The sequence below is a fragment of the Streptomyces sp. NPDC107471 genome (genome assembly GCF_055582845.1).
Map to the genome: position 1 here is coordinate 195,741 of NZ_JBVJPC010000012.1, position 19,422 is coordinate 215,162.

General features: G+C 70.2%; 19 protein-coding genes and 5 tRNA genes. 7 read left to right on the forward strand and 17 right to left on the reverse strand.

All coding sequences use genetic code 11. The annotated features are described in order from the left end of the window. Window position 1: 1 nt before the first annotated feature. The 3 genes from ACZ66S_RS33935 to ACZ66S_RS33945 all read right to left on the reverse strand — a co-directional run bounded on the left by ACZ66S_RS33935 (window position 2) and on the right by ACZ66S_RS33945 (window position 3,013). Window positions 2-1,159 carry a D-alanine--D-alanine ligase family protein gene (locus ACZ66S_RS33935; RefSeq protein WP_469905398.1) on the reverse strand — a complete coding sequence of 386 codons (1,158 nt, stop codon included), beginning with the start codon at window positions 1,157-1,159 and terminating at the stop codon, window positions 2-4. An 82-nt stretch (window positions 1,160-1,241) separates the two neighbouring features. Next, complete coding sequence (locus tag ACZ66S_RS33940; RefSeq protein ID WP_469905399.1) at window positions 1,242-2,252, reverse strand: NAD(P)H-dependent glycerol-3-phosphate dehydrogenase; 1,011 nt, start codon at window positions 2,250-2,252, stop codon at window positions 1,242-1,244. Beyond that, window positions 2,249-3,013 (reverse strand): lysophospholipid acyltransferase family protein, encoded by a 765-nt coding sequence (locus tag ACZ66S_RS33945; protein ID WP_469905400.1) that lies wholly within the window; start codon window positions 3,011-3,013, stop codon window positions 2,249-2,251. The genes ACZ66S_RS33940 and ACZ66S_RS33945 overlap by 4 nt, the downstream gene beginning before the upstream one ends. 154 nt (window positions 3,014-3,167) lie before the next feature. Here ACZ66S_RS33945 and cofC point away from each other — a divergent pair, with 154 nt between their 5' ends. Together cofC and ACZ66S_RS33955 are read left to right on the forward strand one after the other, a co-directional pair. Continuing rightward, the gene (cofC, locus tag ACZ66S_RS33950) at window positions 3,168-3,806 is read left to right on the forward strand and encodes a 2-phospho-L-lactate guanylyltransferase (protein WP_469905437.1); all 639 of its coding nucleotides are present in this window, start codon (window positions 3,168-3,170) and stop codon (window positions 3,804-3,806) included. A gap of 9 nt (window positions 3,807-3,815) precedes the next feature. After that, window positions 3,816-4,007 (forward strand): hypothetical protein, encoded by a 192-nt coding sequence (locus ACZ66S_RS33955; protein ID WP_053850552.1) that lies wholly within the window; start codon window positions 3,816-3,818, stop codon window positions 4,005-4,007. Between the two features lie 73 nt (window positions 4,008-4,080). On the opposite strand, the gene ACZ66S_RS33960 is transcribed toward ACZ66S_RS33955, so the two are convergent. The 4 genes from ACZ66S_RS33960 to leuC form a co-directional block, all read right to left on the reverse strand. Continuing rightward, window positions 4,081-4,728, reverse strand: coding sequence for an HU family DNA-binding protein (locus ACZ66S_RS33960; RefSeq protein ID WP_123763305.1), 648 nt, complete (start codon window positions 4,726-4,728; stop codon window positions 4,081-4,083). Window positions 4,729-4,865: 137 nt separating this feature from the next. Further along, complete coding sequence (locus ACZ66S_RS33965; RefSeq protein WP_469905401.1) at window positions 4,866-5,096, reverse strand: SCO5555 family protein; 231 nt, start codon at window positions 5,094-5,096, stop codon at window positions 4,866-4,868. Between the two features lie 265 nt (window positions 5,097-5,361). Then, entirely contained in the window at window positions 5,362-5,955 is a 594-nt protein-coding gene (gene leuD / locus ACZ66S_RS33970; RefSeq protein WP_469905402.1) for a 3-isopropylmalate dehydratase small subunit, read from the reverse strand. Between the two features lie 5 nt (window positions 5,956-5,960). After that, on the reverse strand, window positions 5,961-7,385 hold the full coding sequence (leuC, locus tag ACZ66S_RS33975; protein ID WP_469905403.1) for a 3-isopropylmalate dehydratase large subunit: 1,425 nt from the start codon (window positions 7,383-7,385) through the stop codon (window positions 5,961-5,963). A 191-nt stretch (window positions 7,386-7,576) separates the two neighbouring features. Between leuC and ndgR the strand changes: the two genes are divergently transcribed. Further along, window positions 7,577-8,293, forward strand: a complete 717-nt coding sequence (gene ndgR, locus ACZ66S_RS33980; protein WP_007384919.1) for an IclR family transcriptional regulator NdgR — start codon at window positions 7,577-7,579, stop codon at window positions 8,291-8,293. 287 nt (window positions 8,294-8,580) lie between these two features. On the opposite strand, the gene ACZ66S_RS33985 is transcribed toward ndgR, so the two are convergent. From ACZ66S_RS33985 to ACZ66S_RS34030, 10 genes are all read right to left on the reverse strand, one after another. Continuing rightward, window positions 8,581-8,653, reverse strand: a tRNA-Glu gene (locus ACZ66S_RS33985). 39 nt (window positions 8,654-8,692) lie between these two features. Beyond that, window positions 8,693-8,764, reverse strand: a tRNA-Gln gene (locus ACZ66S_RS33990). A 21-nt stretch (window positions 8,765-8,785) separates the two neighbouring features. Continuing rightward, window positions 8,786-8,858, reverse strand: a tRNA-Glu gene (locus ACZ66S_RS33995). A 62-nt stretch (window positions 8,859-8,920) separates the two neighbouring features. Continuing rightward, window positions 8,921-8,993: transfer RNA gene (locus ACZ66S_RS34000), tRNA-Glu, on the reverse strand. A 40-nt stretch (window positions 8,994-9,033) separates the two neighbouring features. Beyond that, window positions 9,034-9,105: transfer RNA gene (locus ACZ66S_RS34005), tRNA-Gln, on the reverse strand. A 91-nt stretch (window positions 9,106-9,196) separates the two neighbouring features. Next, entirely contained in the window at window positions 9,197-9,931 is a 735-nt protein-coding gene (locus ACZ66S_RS34010; protein ID WP_469905404.1) for an HAD family hydrolase, read from the reverse strand. Window positions 9,932-9,981: 50 nt separating this feature from the next. Then, a complete protein-coding gene (locus ACZ66S_RS34015; RefSeq protein WP_469905405.1) occupies window positions 9,982-10,644 on the reverse strand; it encodes a DUF4241 domain-containing protein in 663 nt (220 codons plus the stop codon). 117 nt (window positions 10,645-10,761) lie between these two features. Further along, complete coding sequence (gene gltX / locus ACZ66S_RS34020) at window positions 10,762-12,276, reverse strand: glutamate--tRNA ligase (RefSeq protein ID WP_469905406.1); 1,515 nt, start codon at window positions 12,274-12,276, stop codon at window positions 10,762-10,764. Then, window positions 12,269-13,054: a fumarylacetoacetate hydrolase family protein gene (locus ACZ66S_RS34025; protein WP_469905407.1), complete on the reverse strand. Its 786-nt coding sequence runs from the start codon at window positions 13,052-13,054 to the stop codon at window positions 12,269-12,271. The genes gltX and ACZ66S_RS34025 overlap by 8 nt, the downstream gene beginning before the upstream one ends. 129 nt (window positions 13,055-13,183) lie before the next feature. Continuing rightward, a complete protein-coding gene (locus tag ACZ66S_RS34030) occupies window positions 13,184-13,366 on the reverse strand; it encodes a hypothetical protein (RefSeq protein WP_469905408.1) in 183 nt (60 codons plus the stop codon). Between the two features lie 566 nt (window positions 13,367-13,932). Between ACZ66S_RS34030 and ACZ66S_RS34035 the strand changes: the two genes are divergently transcribed. The 4 genes from ACZ66S_RS34035 (at window position 13,933) to ACZ66S_RS34050 (ending at window position 19,287) form a co-directional block, all read left to right on the forward strand. Next, on the forward strand, window positions 13,933-17,799 hold the full coding sequence (locus tag ACZ66S_RS34035; RefSeq protein WP_469905409.1) for a sensor histidine kinase: 3,867 nt from the start codon (window positions 13,933-13,935) through the stop codon (window positions 17,797-17,799). Window positions 17,800-17,808: 9 nt separating this feature from the next. After that, complete coding sequence (locus ACZ66S_RS34040) at window positions 17,809-18,222, forward strand: roadblock/LC7 domain-containing protein (protein ID WP_003993189.1); 414 nt, start codon at window positions 17,809-17,811, stop codon at window positions 18,220-18,222. 110 nt (window positions 18,223-18,332) lie between these two features. Beyond that, window positions 18,333-18,731: a DUF742 domain-containing protein gene (locus ACZ66S_RS34045; protein ID WP_003973454.1), complete on the forward strand. Its 399-nt coding sequence runs from the start codon at window positions 18,333-18,335 to the stop codon at window positions 18,729-18,731. Next, entirely contained in the window at window positions 18,712-19,287 is a 576-nt protein-coding gene (locus ACZ66S_RS34050; RefSeq protein ID WP_007384912.1) for a GTP-binding protein, read from the forward strand. Before ACZ66S_RS34045 ends, ACZ66S_RS34050 begins: the two co-directional genes overlap by 20 nt. Window positions 19,288-19,422: the final 135 nt, after the last annotated feature.

Genomic DNA, 19,422 nt, shown 5'->3' on the forward strand with positions numbered 1-19,422 from the left:
GTTACCGCAGCCCCGTCGACCTGCGCAGAGCCGCCCCGATGAGCCGGTCCACCAGCTCCGGGTAGCTGATCCCGCTCTTCTCCCACATCTGCGGGTACATCGAGATCGGCGTGAAGCCGGGGAGCGTGTTGATCTCGTTGATCACGAACTCGCCGTCCTCGGTGAGGAAGAAGTCCGCGCGGACCAGGCCCTCGCAGGAGGCCGCCTCGAAGGCGTCGACCGCGAGCCGCTGGACCTCGGCCGTCTCCTCCGGCGTGAGCGGCGCCGGCACGATCCCCGGGGTCGAGTCGATGTACTTCGCCTCGAAGTCGTAGTACGCGTGCTCCTGCGGCGGCGGGATCTCCGCGGGGACCGACGCGCGCGGGCCGTCCTCGAACTCCAGGACACCGCACTCGATCTCGCGGCCCCGCAGCGCGGCCTCCACGAGGATCTTCGGGTCGTGGGCCTGCGCCTCGGCGATCGCCTCGTCCAGGCCGGACAGGTCGTCGACCTTGGTGATGCCGATCGACGAACCCGCGCGCGCGGGCTTCACGAAGAGCGGCCAGCCGTGCTCGCCCGCGAAGTCGACGATCTTCCTGCGGGCGGCGGACTCGTCCCGCTCCCACTCGCGCGGCCGGATCACCACGTACGGGCCGACCTTGAGCCCGAACGAGGTGAACACCCGCTTCATGTACTCCTTGTCCTGGCCGACGGCCGAGGCGAGCACGCCCGAGCCGACGTACGGGACACCGGAGAGCTCCAGGAGGCCCTGGAGGGTGCCGTCCTCGCCGTAGGGGCCGTGCAGGACGGGGAAGACGACGTCGACCTCGCCGAGCGCCTTGGGCACCGATCCCGGCTCGCTGTAGACCACTTCGCGGTTCGCGGGGTCCACGGGGAGGACCACACCGCCCTCGCTGGACTCGGCGAGCTCCTCGACGTCCGGTGTGCGGCGCTCGGTGATCGCCATGCGTTCCGGTTCGTCGGCGGTGAGCGCCCAGCGGCCGTCCTTGGTGATGCCGATCGGCAGGACGTCGTACTTCGTCCGGTCGATGGCCCGCAGTACGGCGCCGGCGGTGACCACGGAGATCCCGTGTTCGGAGCTGCGCCCGCCGAACACGACGGCCACGCGCGGCTTGCGAGGCGGCTGCTCAGGGCTCTGGGGGAGGTTCTCGGTGCTCATATCGCGTTGAGAGTACCCGTTGGTAGTGCCCTGAGACAGCGCCCACCCCTGCGGCGAACGAGGCAAAAAACGCCGTCGTGGCTCAGCGTCGCTCGGGCTTCGCGCTGCGCGACATCAGCTCCTTGACGGCGACCACCGGGGACTTGCCCTCGTGCACGATGCCGACGACCGTCTCGGTGATCGGCATGTCGACGCCGTGCCGGCGGGCGAGGTCCAGCACCGACTCACAGGACTTGACGCCCTCCGCGGTCTGCCTGGTGACCGCGATGGTCTCCTGGAGGGTCATGCCCTTGCCGAGGTTGGTGCCGAAGGTGTGATTGCGCGAGAGCGGCGAGGAGCAGGTCGCCACCAGGTCGCCGAGACCGGCGAGTCCGGAGAAGGTGAGGGGGTCCGCGCCCATCGCGAGGCCCAGGCGGGTCGTCTCCGCCAGACCGCGCGTGATGAGCGAGCCCTTGGCGTTGTCACCGAGTCCCATGCCGTCCGCGATGCCGACGGCGAGGCCGATGACGTTCTTGACGGCACCGCCCAGTTCGCAGCCCACCACGTCCGTGTTGGTGTACGGGCGGAAGTACGGCGTGTGGCACACGGCCTGCAGGCGCCGGGCGACCGCCTCGTCGGTGCAGGCGACCACGGCGGCGGCCGGCATCCGGGCGGCGATCTCCCGCGCGAGGTTGGGTCCGGTGACCACGGCGATGCGGTCGGCGCCGACCTTGGCGACGTCCTCGATCACCTCGCTCATCCGCATGGCGGAGCCGAGCTCGACGCCCTTCATGAGGGAGACGAGGACGGTGTCCGGCGCGAGCAGCGGGGTCCACTCGGCGAGGTTGGCGCGCAGGGTCTGCGAGGGGATCGACAGGACGGTGAAGTCGGCGCCCGCGGCGGCCTCGGCGGGGTCCGTGGTCGCCCTGACCCCCTGCGGGAGTTCCACGCCGGGGAGGTAGTCGGGGTTCGTCCGGCCGGAGTTGACGGCCTCGGCGACCTCCGGACGGCGTGCCCAGAGGGTGACCTCGCAGCCCGCGTCGGCGAGTACGACACCGAACGCCGTACCCCATGAACCGGCGCTGAGGACCGCCGCCTTGACGGGTTTGCTCACTTGCTCTTCTCCCCCTCGTGCCCGCTCTGGGCCTGGGTCCGGCGCCGCTGCTCGATCCGCTCGCGGCGCGGGTCGTACGCCGTGGCGGGTGCCTTCTCGCCCCGGATGATCTCGAGCTGGGCGGTGACCGCGGCCATGATGACCTCGGTGGCCTCCTTCAGGAGGTCCGGGGTCATCTCCTTGTCGTAGAACGGCGACAGGTCCACGGGCGGCCCGGCGAGGACGTGCGAGGTCTTGCGCGGCAGGAAGTGGAGCTTCTTGGCGTACGGCGGCAGCAGTTCGTTGGCGCCCCACTGCGCGACCGGGACCACCGGGCACTTGGTCTGCAGGGCCACCCGCGCGGCGCCGGTCTTGCCGGTCATGGGCCACTGGGCGGGGTCCCGGGTGATGGTGCCCTCGGGGTAGAACGCGACGCATTCGCCGCGCTCCACGGCGTCGATGGCGGCCCGGAAGGCGCTGAGCGCGTCCGTGGTCTCGCGGTAGACGGGAATCTGTCCCGTGCCGCGCATCATGGCGCCGACGAATCCCTTGTTGAAAAGTCCACTCTTCGCGAGGAATCGCGGAACGCGCCCGGTGTTGTACTGGAAGTGCGCGTACGCGAAGGGATCGATGTGCGAATTGTGGTTGACCGCGGTGATAAATCCGCCGTCCACCGGAATGTTCTCCATTCCACGCCAGTCCCGCTTGAGCAGAACCACGAGCGGCGGTTTGGCGATCACCGCTGCCAGGCGGTACCAGAAGCCGATTCTGCGGCGGGGCACGCGGACACCTTCCTCTAGGGCCTGGGGGGCCGCACAAGTGTCGCCCCAGGCCGTCTGTCTGTCGAGAACACCGTACGCCCCGCCACCGGCACCGCCAGATGGGGCGCGTGACGACTGAGTGACAATGGCCGCGACAGAGAAGGACGGAACCCTCGTGCAGTGGACGTTGGTCATCCCGCTGAAGCCCCTGGCGCGGGCCAAGAGCAGGCTCTCGGACACCGCCGACGACGGGGTGCGGCCCGCTCTGGCCCTCGCGTTCGCCCAGGACACCGTGGCGGCCGCGCTGGCCTGCCCGGCGGTCGGGGATGTGGCGGTCGTCACGGACGACACCCTGGCCGGCCGCGAGCTGGCGGCCCTGGGCGCCCGGATCGTCCCCGACGAACCGCGCGGGGGCCTCAACGCGGCCCTGGCGCACGCGGCGGCCGTCGTGCGCTCGACCCGGCCCGAAAGCGCCCTCGCGGCCCTGAACGCCGATCTCCCGGCATTGCGGCCCTTGGAATTGAGGCGGGTCCTCGATGCCGCCGCCGAATTCCCGCGCGCTTTTCTCGCGGACGCCGCGGCGATCGGCACCACCCTGCTGGCGGCGCGGCCGGACGCGGAATTGCGCCCCGTCTTCGGCCCCGACTCGCGCGCACGGCACCGCGCCTCGGGAGCGGCGGAACTCCCCCTCGCCGACGTGGATTCGGTACGACAGGACGTGGACACCGGCGAGGACCTGCGGGCCGCGCTCGCGCTCGGGGTGGGCCCCCGGACGGCCGCCGCCGCGGCGCGGTTGCTGATACCCGGGCAGTAGGCTGCGGCCATGCAGGCGACCGCGTACACGTACGACCCCGAAAGCCGCAGCGGGCAGGTGCTCCTCGACGACGGCACCCCCGTGCCCTTCGACGCGCCGGCGTTCGACGCGGGCGGTCTGCGGCTGCTGCGTCCCGGGCAGCGCGTGCGCGTCGAGATGACCGGGGACAAGATCACGCTGGTGACCCTGCAGACCTTCTGAACCCCGCTCGCAACACGCCGCGGGCCGGACTCCGATGCGGAGTCCGGCCCGGCGCGTGAGTGCCCCTGTGCCCTTACCTCTTGCGGGCCGTGGCCTTCTTGGCGGTGGTGGTGCGCGCGGCCGACTTCTTGGCGGGCGCCTTCTTGGCGGTCGCCTTCTTCGCCGGGGCCTTCTTGGCCGTGGTCTTCTTCGCGGCGGTCTTGTTCGCGGCGGTGGTCTTGGCGGCGGTGCCGGTCGCCTTCTTGGCGGGGGCCTTCTTCGCCGTCGTCTTCTTGGCGGTGGCCGTGGTCTTCTTGGCCGTCGTCTTCTTCGCGGTGGTCTTCTTGGCCGTGGCGGTCTTGGCGGTGGCCTTCTTGGCGGCCGCCTTCTTGACCGTGGCCGAAGCCCCGCCGGTCAGGCTGCCCTTGGGCGCCTTCTTGACCGCGACGTCGTTCTTCGGGAGCTTCTTCGTGCCGCTCACCAGGTCCTTGAAGCCCTGGCCCGCGCGGAAGCGCGGAACGGACGTCTTCTTGACCCGAACCCGCTCGCCCGTCTGGGGGTTGCGGGCGTAACGGGCCGGCCGGTCGACCTTCTCGAACGAACCGAAGCCGGTGACCGAGACCCGGTCGCCCGCGACCGTCGCGCGGACGATGGCGTCCAGGACCGCGTCGACCGCGTCGGCGGCCTGCTGGCGGCCGCCCACCTTGTCGGCAATCGCTTCTACGAGCTGCGCCTTGTTCACGTCTTCCCCTTCGGAGACATCGCCAGAACGAAAGTGTTCAAGCTTTTTCGCACGTTAGGCAGATATATACCGCAAATCAAACACGAAACGGGCTTATCACCCTTGTGCCGCAACGAACTCGGCTGCTCTGGACTTGTTCAGCGTTCCTCTTCCGGGATTCGACCCGCGTCGAGGTCGGCCATGAACCCCTCCAGACGCCTTGTCGCTTCGACGACGTCGTGCTTGGCCGCGGCCGTAATGACCAGCAGCTTCCGGGTCAGCGCCATCCGTACGCCCTCCGGGACTTGCAGTGCGCGCACTCTTGCGTGCGCTTCCTTGAGTTGGTCCGCGACTGCCGCATAGAGCTTGAGTTGGCCGTCGTGTTCCATGCACAGATTGTGCCATCTGGGGCGAGTTGTCGCCTGCTAGGGGTGCAACTGCCGCCTCAAACGGCCTTCCGGGCACATCCGGGAGTCACGGCTACAAGGGTCGCGTACCCCGACAACACCCGTCGTAACGTGGGAAGTTGAGCGGGCGTGTCGCGCCGCGCGAGGGCGTTCGGGCGCAGACACGGCCGTACCCCCGATCGGGCTGATCGGGGGTACGGCGGGGGTGTTGCGGTGGCCGGAATTCGACCTGTTGGACGGCTCCGGGTCAGACCTCGATCGTCCGCGGCTTGTACGAGGGCCGCTTGGCCTCGTACGTGGCGATGTCCGCCTCGTTCTGGAGGGTGATGGAGATGTCGTCCAGGCCGTTCAGCAGCCGCCAACGGGAGTTCTCGTCCAGCTCGAAGCTCGCCGTGATGCCCTCGGCGCGCACCTCGCGGGCCTCCAGGTCGACGGTGATCTCGGTCGTGGGGTCCTGCTCCGTGAGCTCCTGGAGCGCGTCCACGATCTTCTGGTCCAGAACCACCGTGAGCAGGCCGTTCTTCAGCGAGTTGCCGCGGAAGATGTCGGCGAAGCGGGAGGAGATCACGGCCTTGAAGCCGTAGTTCTGCAGCGCCCACACCGCGTGCTCACGGGAGGAGCCGGTGCCGAAGTCGGGGCCGGCGACCAGGACGGTCGCGCCCTTGCGCTCGGGCTGGTTGAGGATGAACGTCCCGTCCTTGCGCCAGGCCTCGAACAGTCCGTCCTCGAACCCGTCCCTGGTCACCTTCTTGAGCCAGTGAGCAGGGATGATCTGGTCGGTGTCGACGTTCGAGCGGCGCAGCGGGACGGCCCGGCCGGTGTGCGTGGTGAATGCTTCCATGACTCTCAGACTCCAGCGGCGACAGGGGCGTCGGACAGGTCGGCGGGCGAGGCCAGGTGGCCCAGCACGGCGGTCGCGGCCGCGACCTGCGGCGACACCAGGTGCGTACGACCGCCCTTGCCCTGCCGGCCCTCGAAGTTGCGGTTGGAGGTGGACGCGGAGCGCTCACCGGGGGCGAGCTGGTCCGGGTTCATGCCCAGACACATCGAGCAGCCCGCGTGCCGCCATTCGGCGCCGGCCTCCTTGAAGACCACGTCCAGGCCCTCGGAGACGGCCTGCAGACCGACCCGCGCGGAGCCGGGGACGACCAGCATCCGTACGCCGTCGGCGACTTTGCGGCCCTTGACGAGCTCGGCGGCCGCGCGCAGGTCCTCGATGCGACCGTTGGTGCACGAACCTACGAAGACGGTGTCCACCTTGATGGAGCGCAGCGGCTGGCCGGCCTCCAACCCCATGTATTCCAGGGCCTTTTCGGCGGCCAGGCGCTCCGAAGCGTCTTCGTACGAAGCGGGATCGGGGACGTGCGCCGAAAGCGGGGCGCCCTGGCCCGGGTTGGTGCCCCAGGTGACGAACGGCGACAGCTCGGCGGCCTCGATGACGACCTCGGCGTCGAACTCGGCGTCCTCATCCGTCCTCAGGGTCTTCCAGTACGCGACGGCCGCGTCCCAGTCCTCGCCCTTGGGGGCGTGCGGACGGCCCTCCAGGTAGTCGAACGTGGTCTGGTCGGGGGCGATCATGCCCGCGCGGGCACCGGCCTCGATCGACATGTTGCAGATGGTCATGCGGGCCTCCATCGAGAGCTTCTCGATGGCGGAGCCGCGGTACTCCAGGACGTAGCCCTGGCCGCCGCCGGTGCCGATCCTGGCGATGATCGCCAGGATCAGGTCCTTGGCGGTGACGCCGTCGGGCAGTTCGCCGTTGACCGTGATGGCCATGGTCTTCGGGCGGACCAGCGGCAGCGTCTGGGTGGCCAGCACGTGCTCGACCTGGGAGGTGCCGATGCCGAAGGCCAGACCACCGAAGGCGCCGTGCGTGGAGGTGTGGGAGTCGCCGCAGACCACGGTCATGCCGGGCTGGGTCAGACCGAGCTGCGGGCCGACGACGTGCACGACACCCTGCTCGACATCGCCCAGCGGGTGCAGACGGACACCGAAGTCGGCGGCGTTCTTGCGCAGCGTCTCCAACTGGATGCGCGAGACCGGGTCGGCGATCGGCTTGTCGATGTCGAGGGTCGGGGTGTTGTGGTCCTCGGTGGCGATGGTCAGGTCGAGCCGGCGCACCTGGCGACCGCTCTTGCGCAGACCGTCGAAGGCCTGCGGGCTGGTCACCTCGTGCAGCAGGTGCAGATCGATGAAGAGGAGGTCGGGCTCGCCCTCGGCGCGCCGGACGACATGGTCGTCCCAGACCTTCTCCGCGAGTGTCCTACCCATCGCTTTCCCTCCGGTCGGCCATAGCCGCGCCGACCCAACTAGAAGATCTTGTGGAGGCGACGCCCTGGGCCCCTGTTCCCGGGCACCCGCCGCCAGGCCCGGTGGTCCGCGGGCCGCTGTGCCTACAAGGGTTGCGCGTCTCACGAAAAAAGGAACTTGCGTTTCACAGAGTGAGACGTGAGTATCGTTTCATGGACAACAGTAGCGGCGTCGGCGTTCTGGACAAGGCAGCCCTTGTTCTGAGCGCTCTGGAGTCCGGACCCGCCACCCTCGCAGGACTGGTCGCGGCAACCGGACTGGCACGACCCACGGCCCACCGGCTGGCCGTGGCTCTGGAACACCACCGCATGGTGGCACGTGACATGCAGGGCCGTTTCATTCTCGGCCCGCGCCTCGCCGAGCTGGCCGCGGCCGCCGGCGAGGACCGTCTCCTCGCGACGGCCGGCCCGGTGCTCACGCACCTGCGGGACATCACCGGCGAGAGCGCCCAGCTCTACCGCCGCCAGGGCGACATGCGCATCTGCGTCGCCGCGGCGGAGCGCCTGTCCGGCCTCAGGGACACGGTCCCGGTCGGCTCGACGCTCACCATGAAGGCGGGCTCCTCGGCGCAGATCCTGATGGCCTGGGAGGAGCCGGAGCGCCTGCACCGCGGCCTCCAGGGCGCCCGCTTCACGGCGACGGCCCTGTCGGGCGTACGACGCCGTGGCTGGGCCCAGTCCATCGGCGAGCGCGAGCCGGGCGTCGCGTCCGTCTCCGCGCCCGTGCGCGGCCCCTCCAACCGCGTGGTGGCCGCCGTGTCGGTCTCCGGTCCCATCGAGCGCCTGACCCGTCACCCGGGCCGCATGCACGCCCAGGCGGTCATCGACGCCGCCGCCCGCCTCTCCGAGGCACTGCGCCGCACGGGCTGAGGCCCACAGGTTCGTCGTACGCCCACCGGAAAAGAGCCGGCCTCAACGCCGCGGCAGGCTCTGGACCGACGGGCGGGTGCCGCCGGCCCGAACGCCGGCAGGTCCGCTGCTCGCACGTCCGCTGCTTGCATGTCCGCGTAGATCGACTTGTACGACCTCTCGGGCCCGAGGCGGCCGCCGTCCGAAGTCCTCGTGCCCTCCGCGCGGTTGACGCGGGAGATGGGCGAGCTGGACATGACCCCGGACACGACGAAGGCCCTCCGCCGAAGCGAAGGGCCTTCATGATGTACCCCCGACCGGATTCGAACCGGCGCTACCGCCTTGAGAGGGCGGCGTGCTAGGCCGCTACACAACGGGGGCGTGGACCCTGCAGGCGGTTGGTACCGCCGCAGGTCCGAGCTGGTCTACCTGGACTCGAACCAAGACTAACTGAACCAGAATCAGTCGTGCTGCCAATTACACCATAGACCAATGTGGTTTAGACCAGTTCCGTACCCCCGACCGGATTCGAACCGGCGCTACCGCCTTGAGAGGGCGGCGTGCTAGGCCGCTACACAACGGGGGCCCTAGCGATCCTGCATGAGAGTCAGCGGGTGCGACCCTGACTGACCCTCCGGGAAGGATCTGTACCCCCGACCGGATTCGAACCGGCGCTACTGCCTTGAGAGGGCAGCGTGCTAGGCCGCTACACAACGGGGGCTTCGCGGAGTTGATCTCCGCCTGCAGATGAGCTCTGCGAGCTGGCCTACCTGGACTCGAACCAAGACTAACTGAACCAGAATCAGTCGTGCTGCCAATTACACCATAGGCCACTGGAACGCAAGCCCCGAAGGGGATCTTGTTCTAGTTCGCTCCCCCGGTTTCCGGCCTTTCGGCCCGCTCCCCGGCGGCGCAGGAAGAACATTACCCGAAGGTGGACGGGGCTCCAAAACGGGTATCGGCGCCGAGGATCGCGGGGAGTTCGGCGAGTGAGGCGATGCGACGCGGTCCGGCGGGCGTGGGGACCTGGGCGTGCACACCGCCGTCGCGGTCGATCCACACCGACAGCAGTCCGGCCTCCGCGGCGCCCCGGCCGTCGATCTCCGGGTGGTCGCCGACGTACGCCACCTGGTGCGGGGCCAGCTCCAGGGCGTCGCAGGCCGCGAGGAAGGCGCCGGCCTCGGGTTTGGAGATCCCCAGCTCGGCGGCGCACAGGATGACCTCGAAGCGGTCGTGGACACCGAGGACGCGCAGTTTGTGGTCCTGGACACGGATGCTGGAGTTGGACAGCACCGCGTGCCGGTGGCTGGCGGCGAGGGCGTCCAGGACGGGCAGCACGTCCGGGAAGAGGGCCCAGGCGGTCTCGTAGTGCGCGACGTACCGCTGGAACCAGGCGTCGGCCTCCGCGTCGGTCAGCTCCGCGCCGAGGAACGCCCGTACCCGGTCCCGCCGCTGTCCCTGGAAGTCGACCTCGCCCGCCGAGAAGCGGGCCCACTGGGTGTCGGTGATCGCCCGCCACCGCGTGATGGCCTGCTCGACGCTCTCGTACGCCGCCAGCAGCCCCTCGGCCGTCAGATGCAGGCGCATTCCGATGCGGTCGGCCCCCGAGTAGTCGAAGAGGGTGTCGTCCACGTCCCAGACCACGGCCCGAATGCTCATGATCCGACGGTAACCCGGCGCCCTCGGGCCCGTCCGGCGATCGCGGTGCCTCAGGAGGGGTCGGGCGCCACGAAGAAGTCCGTCAGGAAGCAGGTGACCTCTCCGGACGCGGACCGCCCGATCCAGGTGGGGTAGAAGCCGTCGCCCCAGCCGGAGGTGAAGGCGGCCAGGGTGTGGCCGGTGGACGGGGAGGTGACCAGGTGGGGGCCGCCCGACCAGTCGCTGTCCTCGAAGGCGTCCCAGAGCGGGCCCTCGTCCTCCTGCGCCTCCGGGAAGGCCTCCTCCGCCGCGGCGTCGTAGAAGCAGCCGGTGCCGGCGTCCACGCCGTAGCCGAAGAACTCGTCCTCCTTGAGCTCCGCCGGGTCCTGCTCGGGGAGCAGCGCCAACTCCCAGGCCGTGGTGGGCTCGTCGCTGATGACGAGGCGGGCGGCGGCCACCCTCAGGTGGGGCTTGTCGGCCGGGGGCTCGTCGGGCCGGGCGAGGGTGGCGACGGCCGCCTCCACGCGGTAGCGGCCGGGGGTCACGGAGACAGTGAACGGCTCGACGTCCCCGGAGCCGAGGTAGACGAACGGATCGCAGGCGACGACCCGTCCGGTGGGCAGGTCCAGCTCCCCTCCGCGGACCACGTGGATCACGCCGGTGGTCCCGGACTCGTGGGCGAAGGTGCTGCCCGGCGTGAACAGCCAGGTGTAGTCGCGGGGGGACATCGGCATGTCAGGCGCCTTTCCGGATCTTGTGCGAACGAGCCGGAACACTAGTGCGCGGCACTGACAGCGACGCGTGAGGGGCGGCACCCGGAGTCCGGGTGCCGCCCCTCACGCGGGTGTGCCCTACGCGGTCAGCTTCGCCAGGGCCGCGTCGATCCTCGCCAGCGTCGTCTCCTTGCCCAGGATCTCCAGGGACTCGAAGAGGGGCAGGCCGACCGTGCGGCCGGTGACGGCGACGCGGACCGGGGCCTGGGCCTTGCCGAGCTTGAGGCCGTGGGTCTCACCGGCGGCCAGGACGGCCTCCTTGAGCGACTCCGGCGAGCTCCAGTCCGCCGACTCCAGCTTCTCGCGGGCCGTGCGCAGAAGAGCGTCGGAGCCCTCTTTCATCGCCTTCGTCCACGAGGGCTCGTCGAAGACGGGCTCGGGGAGGAACAGGAAGTCGACGTTGTCGGTGATCTCCGAGAGGACCTTGAGGCGGGTCTGGGCGTGCGGGGCGATCGCCTGCCACTTCGTCTCGTCGAAGTCCTCCGGCGCCCAGGGGGCGAAGGGGGCCTTCAGCCACGGGGCGCAGCGCTCCGTGAAGTCCTTCACGTCCAGCATCCGGATGTGGTCGGCGTTGATCGCCTCGCACTTCTTCAGGTCGAAGCGGGCCGGGTTGGGGTTCACGTCCGCGATGTCGAAGGCCGCGACCAGCTCGTCGGTGCCGAAGATGTCCTGGTCGGCGGAGAGCGACCAGCCGAGCAAGGAGAGGTAGTTGAGCAGGCCCTCAGGCAGGAAGCCGCGCTCGCGGTAGAGGTTGAGCGAGGCCTGCGGGTCGCGCTTGGAGAGCTTCTTGTTGCCCTCGCCCATCACGTACGGCAGGTGGCCGAAGGCGGGCACGGTCTGGGCGACACCGAGCTCGATCAGCGCCTTGTAGAGGGCGATCTGGCGGGGGGTGGAGGACAGCAGGTCCTCGCCGCGCAGGACGTGCGTGATCTCCATCAGCGCGTCGTCGACCGGGTTCACGAGCGTGTAGAGGGGCGCTCCGTTCGCTCGCACGATCCCGTAGTCCGGGACGTTCTCCGGGGTGAAGGTCAGCTCACCGCGGACCAGGTCCGTGAAGGTGATCGTCTCGTCGGGCATGCGGAAGCGGACGATGGGCGTACGGCCCTGGGCCTTGTACTCCGCCACCTGCTCGTCGGTGAGGTCGCGGCAGTGGCCGTCGTAGCCGGACGGCTTGCCGGCGGCGCGGGCGGCCTCGCGGCGGGTGTCCAGCTCCTCCTGGGAGCAGTAGCAGTGGTAGGCGTGCCCGGCGTCCAGGAGCTTCGCGGCGACGTCCTTGTAGAGGTCCATGCGCTGCGACTGGCGGTACGGCGCGTGCGGGCCGCCGACCTCGGGGCCCTCGTCCCAGTCGAAGCCCAGCCAGCGCATCGAGTCGAGGAGCTGCTGGTACGACTCCTCGGAGTCGCGGGCCGCGTCGGTGTCCTCGATGCGGAAGACGAGGGTGCCCTGGTGGTGCCGGGCGAAGGCCCAGTTGAACAGGGCGGTGCGGACCAGGCCCACGTGGGGGTTACCGGTGGGCGAGGGGCAGAAACGTACGCGTGGGGTTACCCCCGGCGCGGGCGAAGTCGAGGGCCTGGGGGAGGGTGCGCTAGCCACGCTTGACAACCTTGTTGGTGAGAGTGCCGATGCCTTCGATGGTGACGGCGACCTCGTCGCCGACGGTGAGCGGCCCGACGCCTGCCGGGGTGCCCGTGAGGATCACGTCGCCGGGGAGCAGCGTCATGGCCTCGGAGATGTTGACGATCAGATCCTCGATCGGGTGGATCATCTCGCTGGTGCGGCCGAGCTGGCGTTGTTCGCCGTTGACCGTGAGCTGGACGGTCAGGTCGGCGGCCGTCTCCAGGTCCATGCCGGTCTCCACCCAGGGGCCCAGCGGGCAGGAGGTGTCGAAGCCCTTGGCCCGCGCCCACTGCTTCTCGCGCTTCTGGACGTCCCGGGCGGTGATGTCGTTCGCGCAGGTGAAGCCGAAGATCACGTCCTTGACGCGGTCGCGCGGGACCTCGCGGCACATGCGGCCGATGACGACGGCCAGTTCCGCCTCGTGGTGGACGTCCGCGGAGAAGGACGGGTACTGGATCTCGTCGCCGTGCCCGATCACCGAGGTGGAGGGCTTGAAGAAGGCGAAGGGGGCGTCCGGGACCTCGTTGCCCAGTTCCTTCGCGTGGTCGGCGTAGTTGCGGCCGTACGCCACGACCTTGTTGGGGAGCACCGGCGGCAGCAGCCTGACCTTGCTCAGCGGGACCTTCGTACCGGAGAGCTCGAAGTCCGCGAACGGGATGCCCTTGATGATGTCGAGGACGAGCTCGTCCGGCCTGTCGCCCTCGACCGCGCCGAAGGCGACGTTCCCGTCGATGGAGAATCTGGCGATGCGCACGGGATCTGGGCGCCCCTCTACTCGACCGGCTGGAGTCTGACGCTCCAGGCTAACGCGGGGAGGGGTCCGTGCCTCGCGCAATACGCCCGGGTCACCTGCCCGAAGGGCGGTGATCCGGGCGCGATACGGTTACTTGGCCGCGGAGACCGGGATGTCCATCAGGACCGTGCGCCGGGGGTTGGCGGTCTGGGCGGGGAGGTCGAGCGGGTGCTCCGGCTGCTCCGGGATCTGCAGGGCGTCGGCGTCCTCGAGGTGCGCCAGCGTCGTGCGCCGCGGGTTGGCAATGTTGCGGAACATCATCGTCGTCTTCACGGTTGTACTCGACCTCGGCTGTGGTGGGTTGGGCAGATGGAGCCTTCTTGTAAAGCGTCAGGCTAAACATGCCATTCCCCTCCGAACTCGCGAAGACCCCATGATCCGCGTGTGAGTTTGCTCACTCACGTAGGGTCAAAACGGACAATCCGCGGTCACAACCCACCGCAACGAAACGGACATTGACTCCCTGAAGCCATCATTCCGCTCCTGATCATGGCGACTGGGACACCCACCCCGGTGGGGAGACTCGCGGGGTTATGCCCGATATTGGCGAGAACGCATTCCACGCCCGGTGACCTGGCCCTCACGTGGTGTCACGTAGGTCACGGTCTGACCCACGGACCTTGTTGGAGATCCTGCACTGTGCTGGAATTCCACGGACCGCCGCGGGATCGAGCCGGCGCACAGGGGGCGCAGAGAAGCGCCGAGTGGCGGTGAGAAGGGGGAGCCAGCGCCGGTCACTCACGACCATCCGGGGTGCGTATTCAGGGCGCTCCCCACAACGCCGACACCGTGCTCCGCCGTCCTGCGGAGGAGCGCCTGGTCCAGAGGTTGCGACGCTAGTGCAGGGACGTTTCAAGAGGGATGGCAGCGCTTCGGCCGAGCCGGAGCGGCACGGCGGGACTGGCCCCAATGTCGGCAGTTCCTCCGCCCAGCACGCCCAGAACCAGGGCCCGTCGGGCGACGGTGGTTCCGGCACCGCGCGCCTCGGCACGTCGGCGTCCCCGGGCCCGGCGACCGCGCCGACGGTGAAGCCCCCGAAGGGCCCGACCGGTCCGGGCTCGCGCATAGCCCTGCGCAACTGGCGCATCTCCACGCGCCTGGTGTCGCTGCTCGCGCTCCCCGTCGTGGCGGCCACCTCGCTGGGTGCGCTGCGCATCAACGACTCCATGGACGACATCCAGCAGCTCGACAACATGAAGCTGCTGACGGAGATGACCAAGCAGGCCACCGAGCTGGCCGCCGCCCTCCAGGAGGAGCGCGACCAGTCGGCCGGACCGCTGGCGCACAACTCCACGGCGAGCAACATCACGGTCAAGGGCTACCGGAACAAGACGGACCGGGCCGCGACCAACTTCATCGCCGCCGCGGAGGACATCGACACCTCCAGCAAGGACGGCAACCTCCAGGGCGTCCGCGACAGCCTCGTCGGCCTGGTCCGCGACCTGGACACGCTCAGCAAGATCCGCAGCGACGCCTACGAGACCAAGGGCAACGCCACCCAGACGGTGGAGTCCTACCACCGCCTGATCACCCACCTGCTGGACCTCTCCCAGGACATGGCCGAGGCCACCAGCAACCCGGACATGATCCAGCGCACCCGCGCCCTGGCGGCCTTCTCCTCCGCCAAGGAGTACGCGTCGGTCCAGCGCGCGATCCTCGCCGCGGCCCTGCCGGCCAACAAGACGACCCTCGGCGACCTCAGCGAGAACGACCGGCTGTACGCCCAGGGCGCCCTGGAGAGCGAGGAGTCCGACCTCAACAGCTTCCGGAGCATCTACGGCGACGACGGCGCCGAGGAGCTCCTCAAGCCCGTCGAGAACGGCAGCTCGACCATCGAGGCCGCGGACCAGTACGCGGGCCGTGCCTTCGGCCGCCCGGAGGGCCTCGCGGACCTCGACCGCCGCTCCTACAAGGACTGGGTCGACGACAGCTCGACCAAGATCCAGGAGATGGGCCGCATCGAGCACACGCTGCTCGAGGACATGGAGCAGAAGGCCCGCGAGCTGCGCAGCGCCACCGAGCGCGACGCGATCATCGCCGGTGCGCTGATCCTGATCGTGCTGGGTGTCTCCCTGGTCGGCGCCTTCGTCGTGGCCCGGTCCATGATCCGCTCGCTGCGCCGCCTGCAGGAGACCGCCACCAAGGTCGCCCAGGACCGCCTGCCCGAGCTGGTCAAGCAGCTCTCCGAGTCCGACCCGCAGGACGTCGACACGTCCGTGGAGTCGGTCGGTGTGCACTCCCGGGACGAGATCGGCCGCGTGGCCGCGGCCTTCGACGACGTGCACCGCGAGGCCGTCCGCCTCGCCGCCGAGCAGGCCCTCCTGCGGGGCAACGTCAACGCGATGTTCACCAACCTCTCGCGCCGCTCCCAGGGCCTCATCCAGCGTCAGCTCTCGCTCATCTCCGAACTGGAGTCCCGCGAGGCCGACCCGGACCAGCTCTCCTCGCTCTTCAAGCTCGACCACCTCGCGACCCGTATGCGCCGGAACGGTGAAAACCTTCTGGTCCTCGCGGGTGAGGAGCCCGGCCGCCGCTGGACCCGCCCGGTCCCGCTGGTCGACGTGCTCCGCGCCGCCGCCTCCGAGGTGGAGCAGTACGAGCGCATCGAGCTGGCCGCCGTGCCGACCACCGAAGTGGCCGGCCGTGTGGTCAACGACCTCGTGCACCTGCTCGCCGAGCTGCTGGAGAACGCGACCTCGTTCTCCTCGCCGCAGACCAAGGTCAAGGTCACCGGTCACGCGCTGCCCGACGGCCGCGTCCTGATCGAGATCCACGACACCGGCATCGGCCTCTCCCCCGAGGACCTCGCCGCGATCAACGAGCGGCTCGCCTCGCCGCCCACCGTGGACGTCTCCGTCTCCCGCCGCATGGGTCTGTTCGTGGTCGGCCGGCTGTCCCAGCGGCACGGCATCCGCATCCAGCTCCGCCCGTCCGACTCCGGTGGTACGACCGCGCTGGTCATGCTGCCCGTCGATGTCGCCCAGGGCGGCAAGAAGCCCCAGCCCAAGCCCGGTCAGGGTGCCCCCGGCGCCCCCGCCGCGGCCCAGGCGGCCGCCGGTGTGGCCGCGGCCCGCCGGGGCGGCGGCAACGGCCAGGGCGGCGCTCTCGGCGCCGGTGCCCCCTCGGGCGGACGTCTCAACGCCGGTCAGGGACCGCGGGCCGCGCTGCCCGGCAGCGGTGGCCAGGGCGGTCGCCCCGGTGCGCCGGGCGGGCCGCGTGGACCGCAGGGTCCGGGCATGCCCCCGCAGGGCCGGCCCGCTCCGGCCGGTGCCGGCTTCGGCGGCCAGGCGCCGGGTGCCCCGCAGGGCCTCCAGGCCGCGGGCACGGGCGGTCCGGGCCAGGACGCCTTCAGCGCTCAGGACGCCTTCGGTGGCGGCCAGGACGCGTTCGGCGGCGGTCAGGACGCCTTCGGCGGCCGGGCACCCGTGCCCCCGCAGTCGCAAGCCCCGAACCAGGGTCAGGCCCCCGAGCAGCCGCAGGGCCGGCGCCGTCGGCCGCAGCTCCCGGGCCGCGGTGGTGCGCGGGCCGAGCTGCCCGGTGGCAACCAGCAGCCCCGCACGCCGAGCTGGAGCGACGAGAACGCGCAGCCGCCGGTGCCGCGCGCCTCGCTCGACGTCCCGCGCGGCCACGACGAGCAGGACCCGGCCGCCACGTCCCGCATGCCGCGGATCGAGGACCACCAGGGCCCGGCGAGCACCTCCGAGTTCCCCCGCCCGGACTTCGACGCCCCGCAGAACACCGGTCAGTACCCGCGCCCGGGTGCAAACGGTCCGCAGGGTGACTTCCCCCGTCCGGGTGCGGTCGGCCCGCAGAACACCGGCCAGTTCCCGCGGCCGGGCTCCAACGGCCCCCAGGACACCGGCGAGTTCCCGCGGCCGGGCTCCAACGGCCCCCAGGACACCGGCGAGTTCCCGCGGCCGGGCTCCAACGACCAGCAGAACACGGGCCAGTTCGTCCGCTCGGACATCTTCGGCGCGCAGCCCGCGAACGGCGGCTCGCAGACCGGGCAGTTCCCGGCCCAGCAGGCGTACGACAACGGCTCGACGGGCCAGTTCCCGGCGCCGGGTTACGACGGATCCACCGGGCAGCACTCCCTGCCGGGCCGTCAGGACCCGTCGTCCACGGGCCAGTTCGAGCGCCCCCAGACCAACGGCGCCGACTTCGGTGCCCCGCGGCCGCCCATGCCGCCGCGGCCCCAGCAGCGGCAGGTCCGCCCGGAGCCGGAGGCCTTGCCGCCCGCGGGTCCCGGAGACGGCCGTACGCCGCTGTACGACACGTTGGAGACCAACTGGTTCCACGGCAGCCAGCAGCAGGGACAGGGGCAGCCGGCCAACGGCAACGGCTCCTCCCCCGCGCAGGCCCCGCGGCAGCAGCAGGCTCCGGCGGCCCCCCAGCGACCCGCGACCTCCGCGGCCTGGCGCAGCTCGCCGAACGACGACCTCGTCCGGCAGGCGGAGCGTGTCCGGCAGCCGGCCGCGGGCGGTGTCACCACCTCCGGTCTGCCGCGCCGGGTGCCCCGGGCGAACCTCGTCCCGGGCACGGCTCAGCAGCAACAGCACCAAAGCGGTCCTGCTGTCTCGCGTGCGCCTGACGACGTGCGCGGCCGGCTGACCAATCTCCGTCGGGGTATCGCGCAAGGTCGTCAGGTCGGCGGCAACGGCCAGACGGGCAGTTTCCCGAACCCCACTCACCAGCAGGAGCGTTAGTTGAGCCCGATGAGCCAGGCGGCACAGAACCTCAACTGGTTGATCACCAACTTCGTGGACAACACCCCAGGGGTGTCCCACACCGTCGTCGTGTCCGCCGACGGCCTTCTGCTGGCGATGTCCGAGGGCTTCCCGCGCGACCGTGCCGACCAGTTGGCCGCCGTCGCGTCCGGGCTGACCTCGCTCACGGCGGGCGCCTCCCGGATCTTCGAAGGCGGCAGCGTGGCCCAGACCGTCGTGGAGATGGAGCGGGGATTCCTCTTCCTCATGTCCGTCTCGGACGGTTCCTCGCTTGCCGTCCTCGCGCACCCGGAATGCGACATCGGCCTCGTCGGCTACGAGATGGCACTGCTCGTCGACCGCGCGGGAGCAGTTCTCACGCCGGACCTGCGAGCCGAGCTGCAAGGCAGTCTGCTCCACTGACCGACCCGGATCCACCCGTCTCACCAAATCACCGTCCGGCCGCCACAATCCCCCCACCGGCCCCACCAGACGGCTAGCCAGATCGACTTGCTGTCCCGCCCGGAGGATTCATGACCCCGCCCACCGCCTCTCATGATCCGTACGCGGAGCCGTACGAGGATGAGGGCGACCAGCCGCTGGTACGTCCGTACGCGATGACCGGCGGCCGGACCCGGCCGCGCTACCAGCTCGCCATCGAGGCCCTGATCAGCACCACGGCCGACCCGGCGGCTCTGATGGGGCTCCTGCCCGAGCACCAGCGCATCTGCCACCTGTGCCGTGAGGTGAAGTCGGTCGCCGAGGTCTCGGCCCTGCTCGCCATGCCGCTCGGGGTGGCCAGGATCCTCGTCGCGGACCTCGCCGAGGCCGGTCTGGTGGCCATCCACCAGCCGGGCGGCGACGAGAACAACGGCGGCGCTCCCGATGTGACGCTGCTCGAAAGGGTGCTCAGTGGACTTCGCAAGCTCTGACGCGGGGCGGGCCACCACCTCCGCGAAGATCGTGGTGGCGGGCGGCTTCGGCGTGGGCAAGACCACGTTCGTCGGCGCGGTCTCCGAGATCAACCCGCTGCGCACGGAGGCCGTCATGACGTCCGCGAGCGCGGGCATCGACGACCTGACCCACACCGGGGACAAGACGACCACCACGGTCGCCATGGACTTCGGCCGCATCACGCTCGACCAGGACCTGATCCTGTACCTCTTCGGTACGCCCGGACAGGACCGCTTCTGGTTCATGTGGGACGACCTGGTCCGCGGCGCCATCGGCGCCGTCGTCCTGGTCGACACCCGGCGGCTGGCCGACTGCTTCCCCGCGGTCGACTACTTCGAGAACAGCGGCCTGCCCTTCGTCGTGGCCCTCAACGGCTTCGACGGGCACCAGCCGTACGCTCCCGAGGAGGTGCGCGAGGCCCTGCAGATCGGACCGGACGCACCGATCATCACGACGGACGCCCGGCACCGCTCGGACGCCAAGAGTGCCCTGATCACACTGGTCGAGCACGCCCTCATGGCACGTCTGCGGTAACGCCCTCAGGACATGTCGACCAGCTCCCAAATCAACAGCGTCATACGGCAGTTGTCGTAGATGTCCCGGAGCCGGCTGTGGCCTTGGACACGGTCGGCCCCGGTGTTCATAACGTTTCGGCAGAGGAATCGGGTG

Bases quoted from the DNA above. Each gene is read 5' to 3' on its own strand.
- ACZ66S_RS33935 (WP_469905398.1), bottom strand. From the start codon at position 1,159: ATGAGCACCGAGAACCTCCCCCAGAGCCCTGAGCAGCCGCCTCGCAAG.
- ACZ66S_RS33955 (WP_053850552.1), top strand. From the start codon at position 3,816: ATGCAGGCGACCGCGTACACGTACGACCCCGAAAGCCGCAGCGGGCAG.
- ACZ66S_RS33965 (WP_469905401.1), bottom strand. From the start codon at position 5,096: ATGGAACACGACGGCCAACTCAAGCTCTATGCGGCAGTCGCGGACCAA.
- leuD (WP_469905402.1), bottom strand. From the start codon at position 5,955: ATGGAAGCATTCACCACGCACACCGGCCGGGCCGTCCCGCTGCGCCGC.
- leuC (WP_469905403.1), bottom strand. From the start codon at position 7,385: ATGGGTAGGACACTCGCGGAGAAGGTCTGGGACGACCATGTCGTCCGG.
- ndgR (WP_007384919.1), top strand. From the start codon at position 7,577: ATGGACAACAGTAGCGGCGTCGGCGTTCTGGACAAGGCAGCCCTTGTT.
- ACZ66S_RS34010 (WP_469905404.1), bottom strand. From the start codon at position 9,931: ATGAGCATTCGGGCCGTGGTCTGGGACGTGGACGACACCCTCTTCGAC.
- ACZ66S_RS34015 (WP_469905405.1), bottom strand. From the start codon at position 10,644: ATGCCGATGTCCCCCCGCGACTACACCTGGCTGTTCACGCCGGGCAGC.
- ACZ66S_RS34040 (WP_003993189.1), top strand. From the start codon at position 17,809: ATGAGCCAGGCGGCACAGAACCTCAACTGGTTGATCACCAACTTCGTG.
- ACZ66S_RS34045 (WP_003973454.1), top strand. From the start codon at position 18,333: ATGACCCCGCCCACCGCCTCTCATGATCCGTACGCGGAGCCGTACGAG.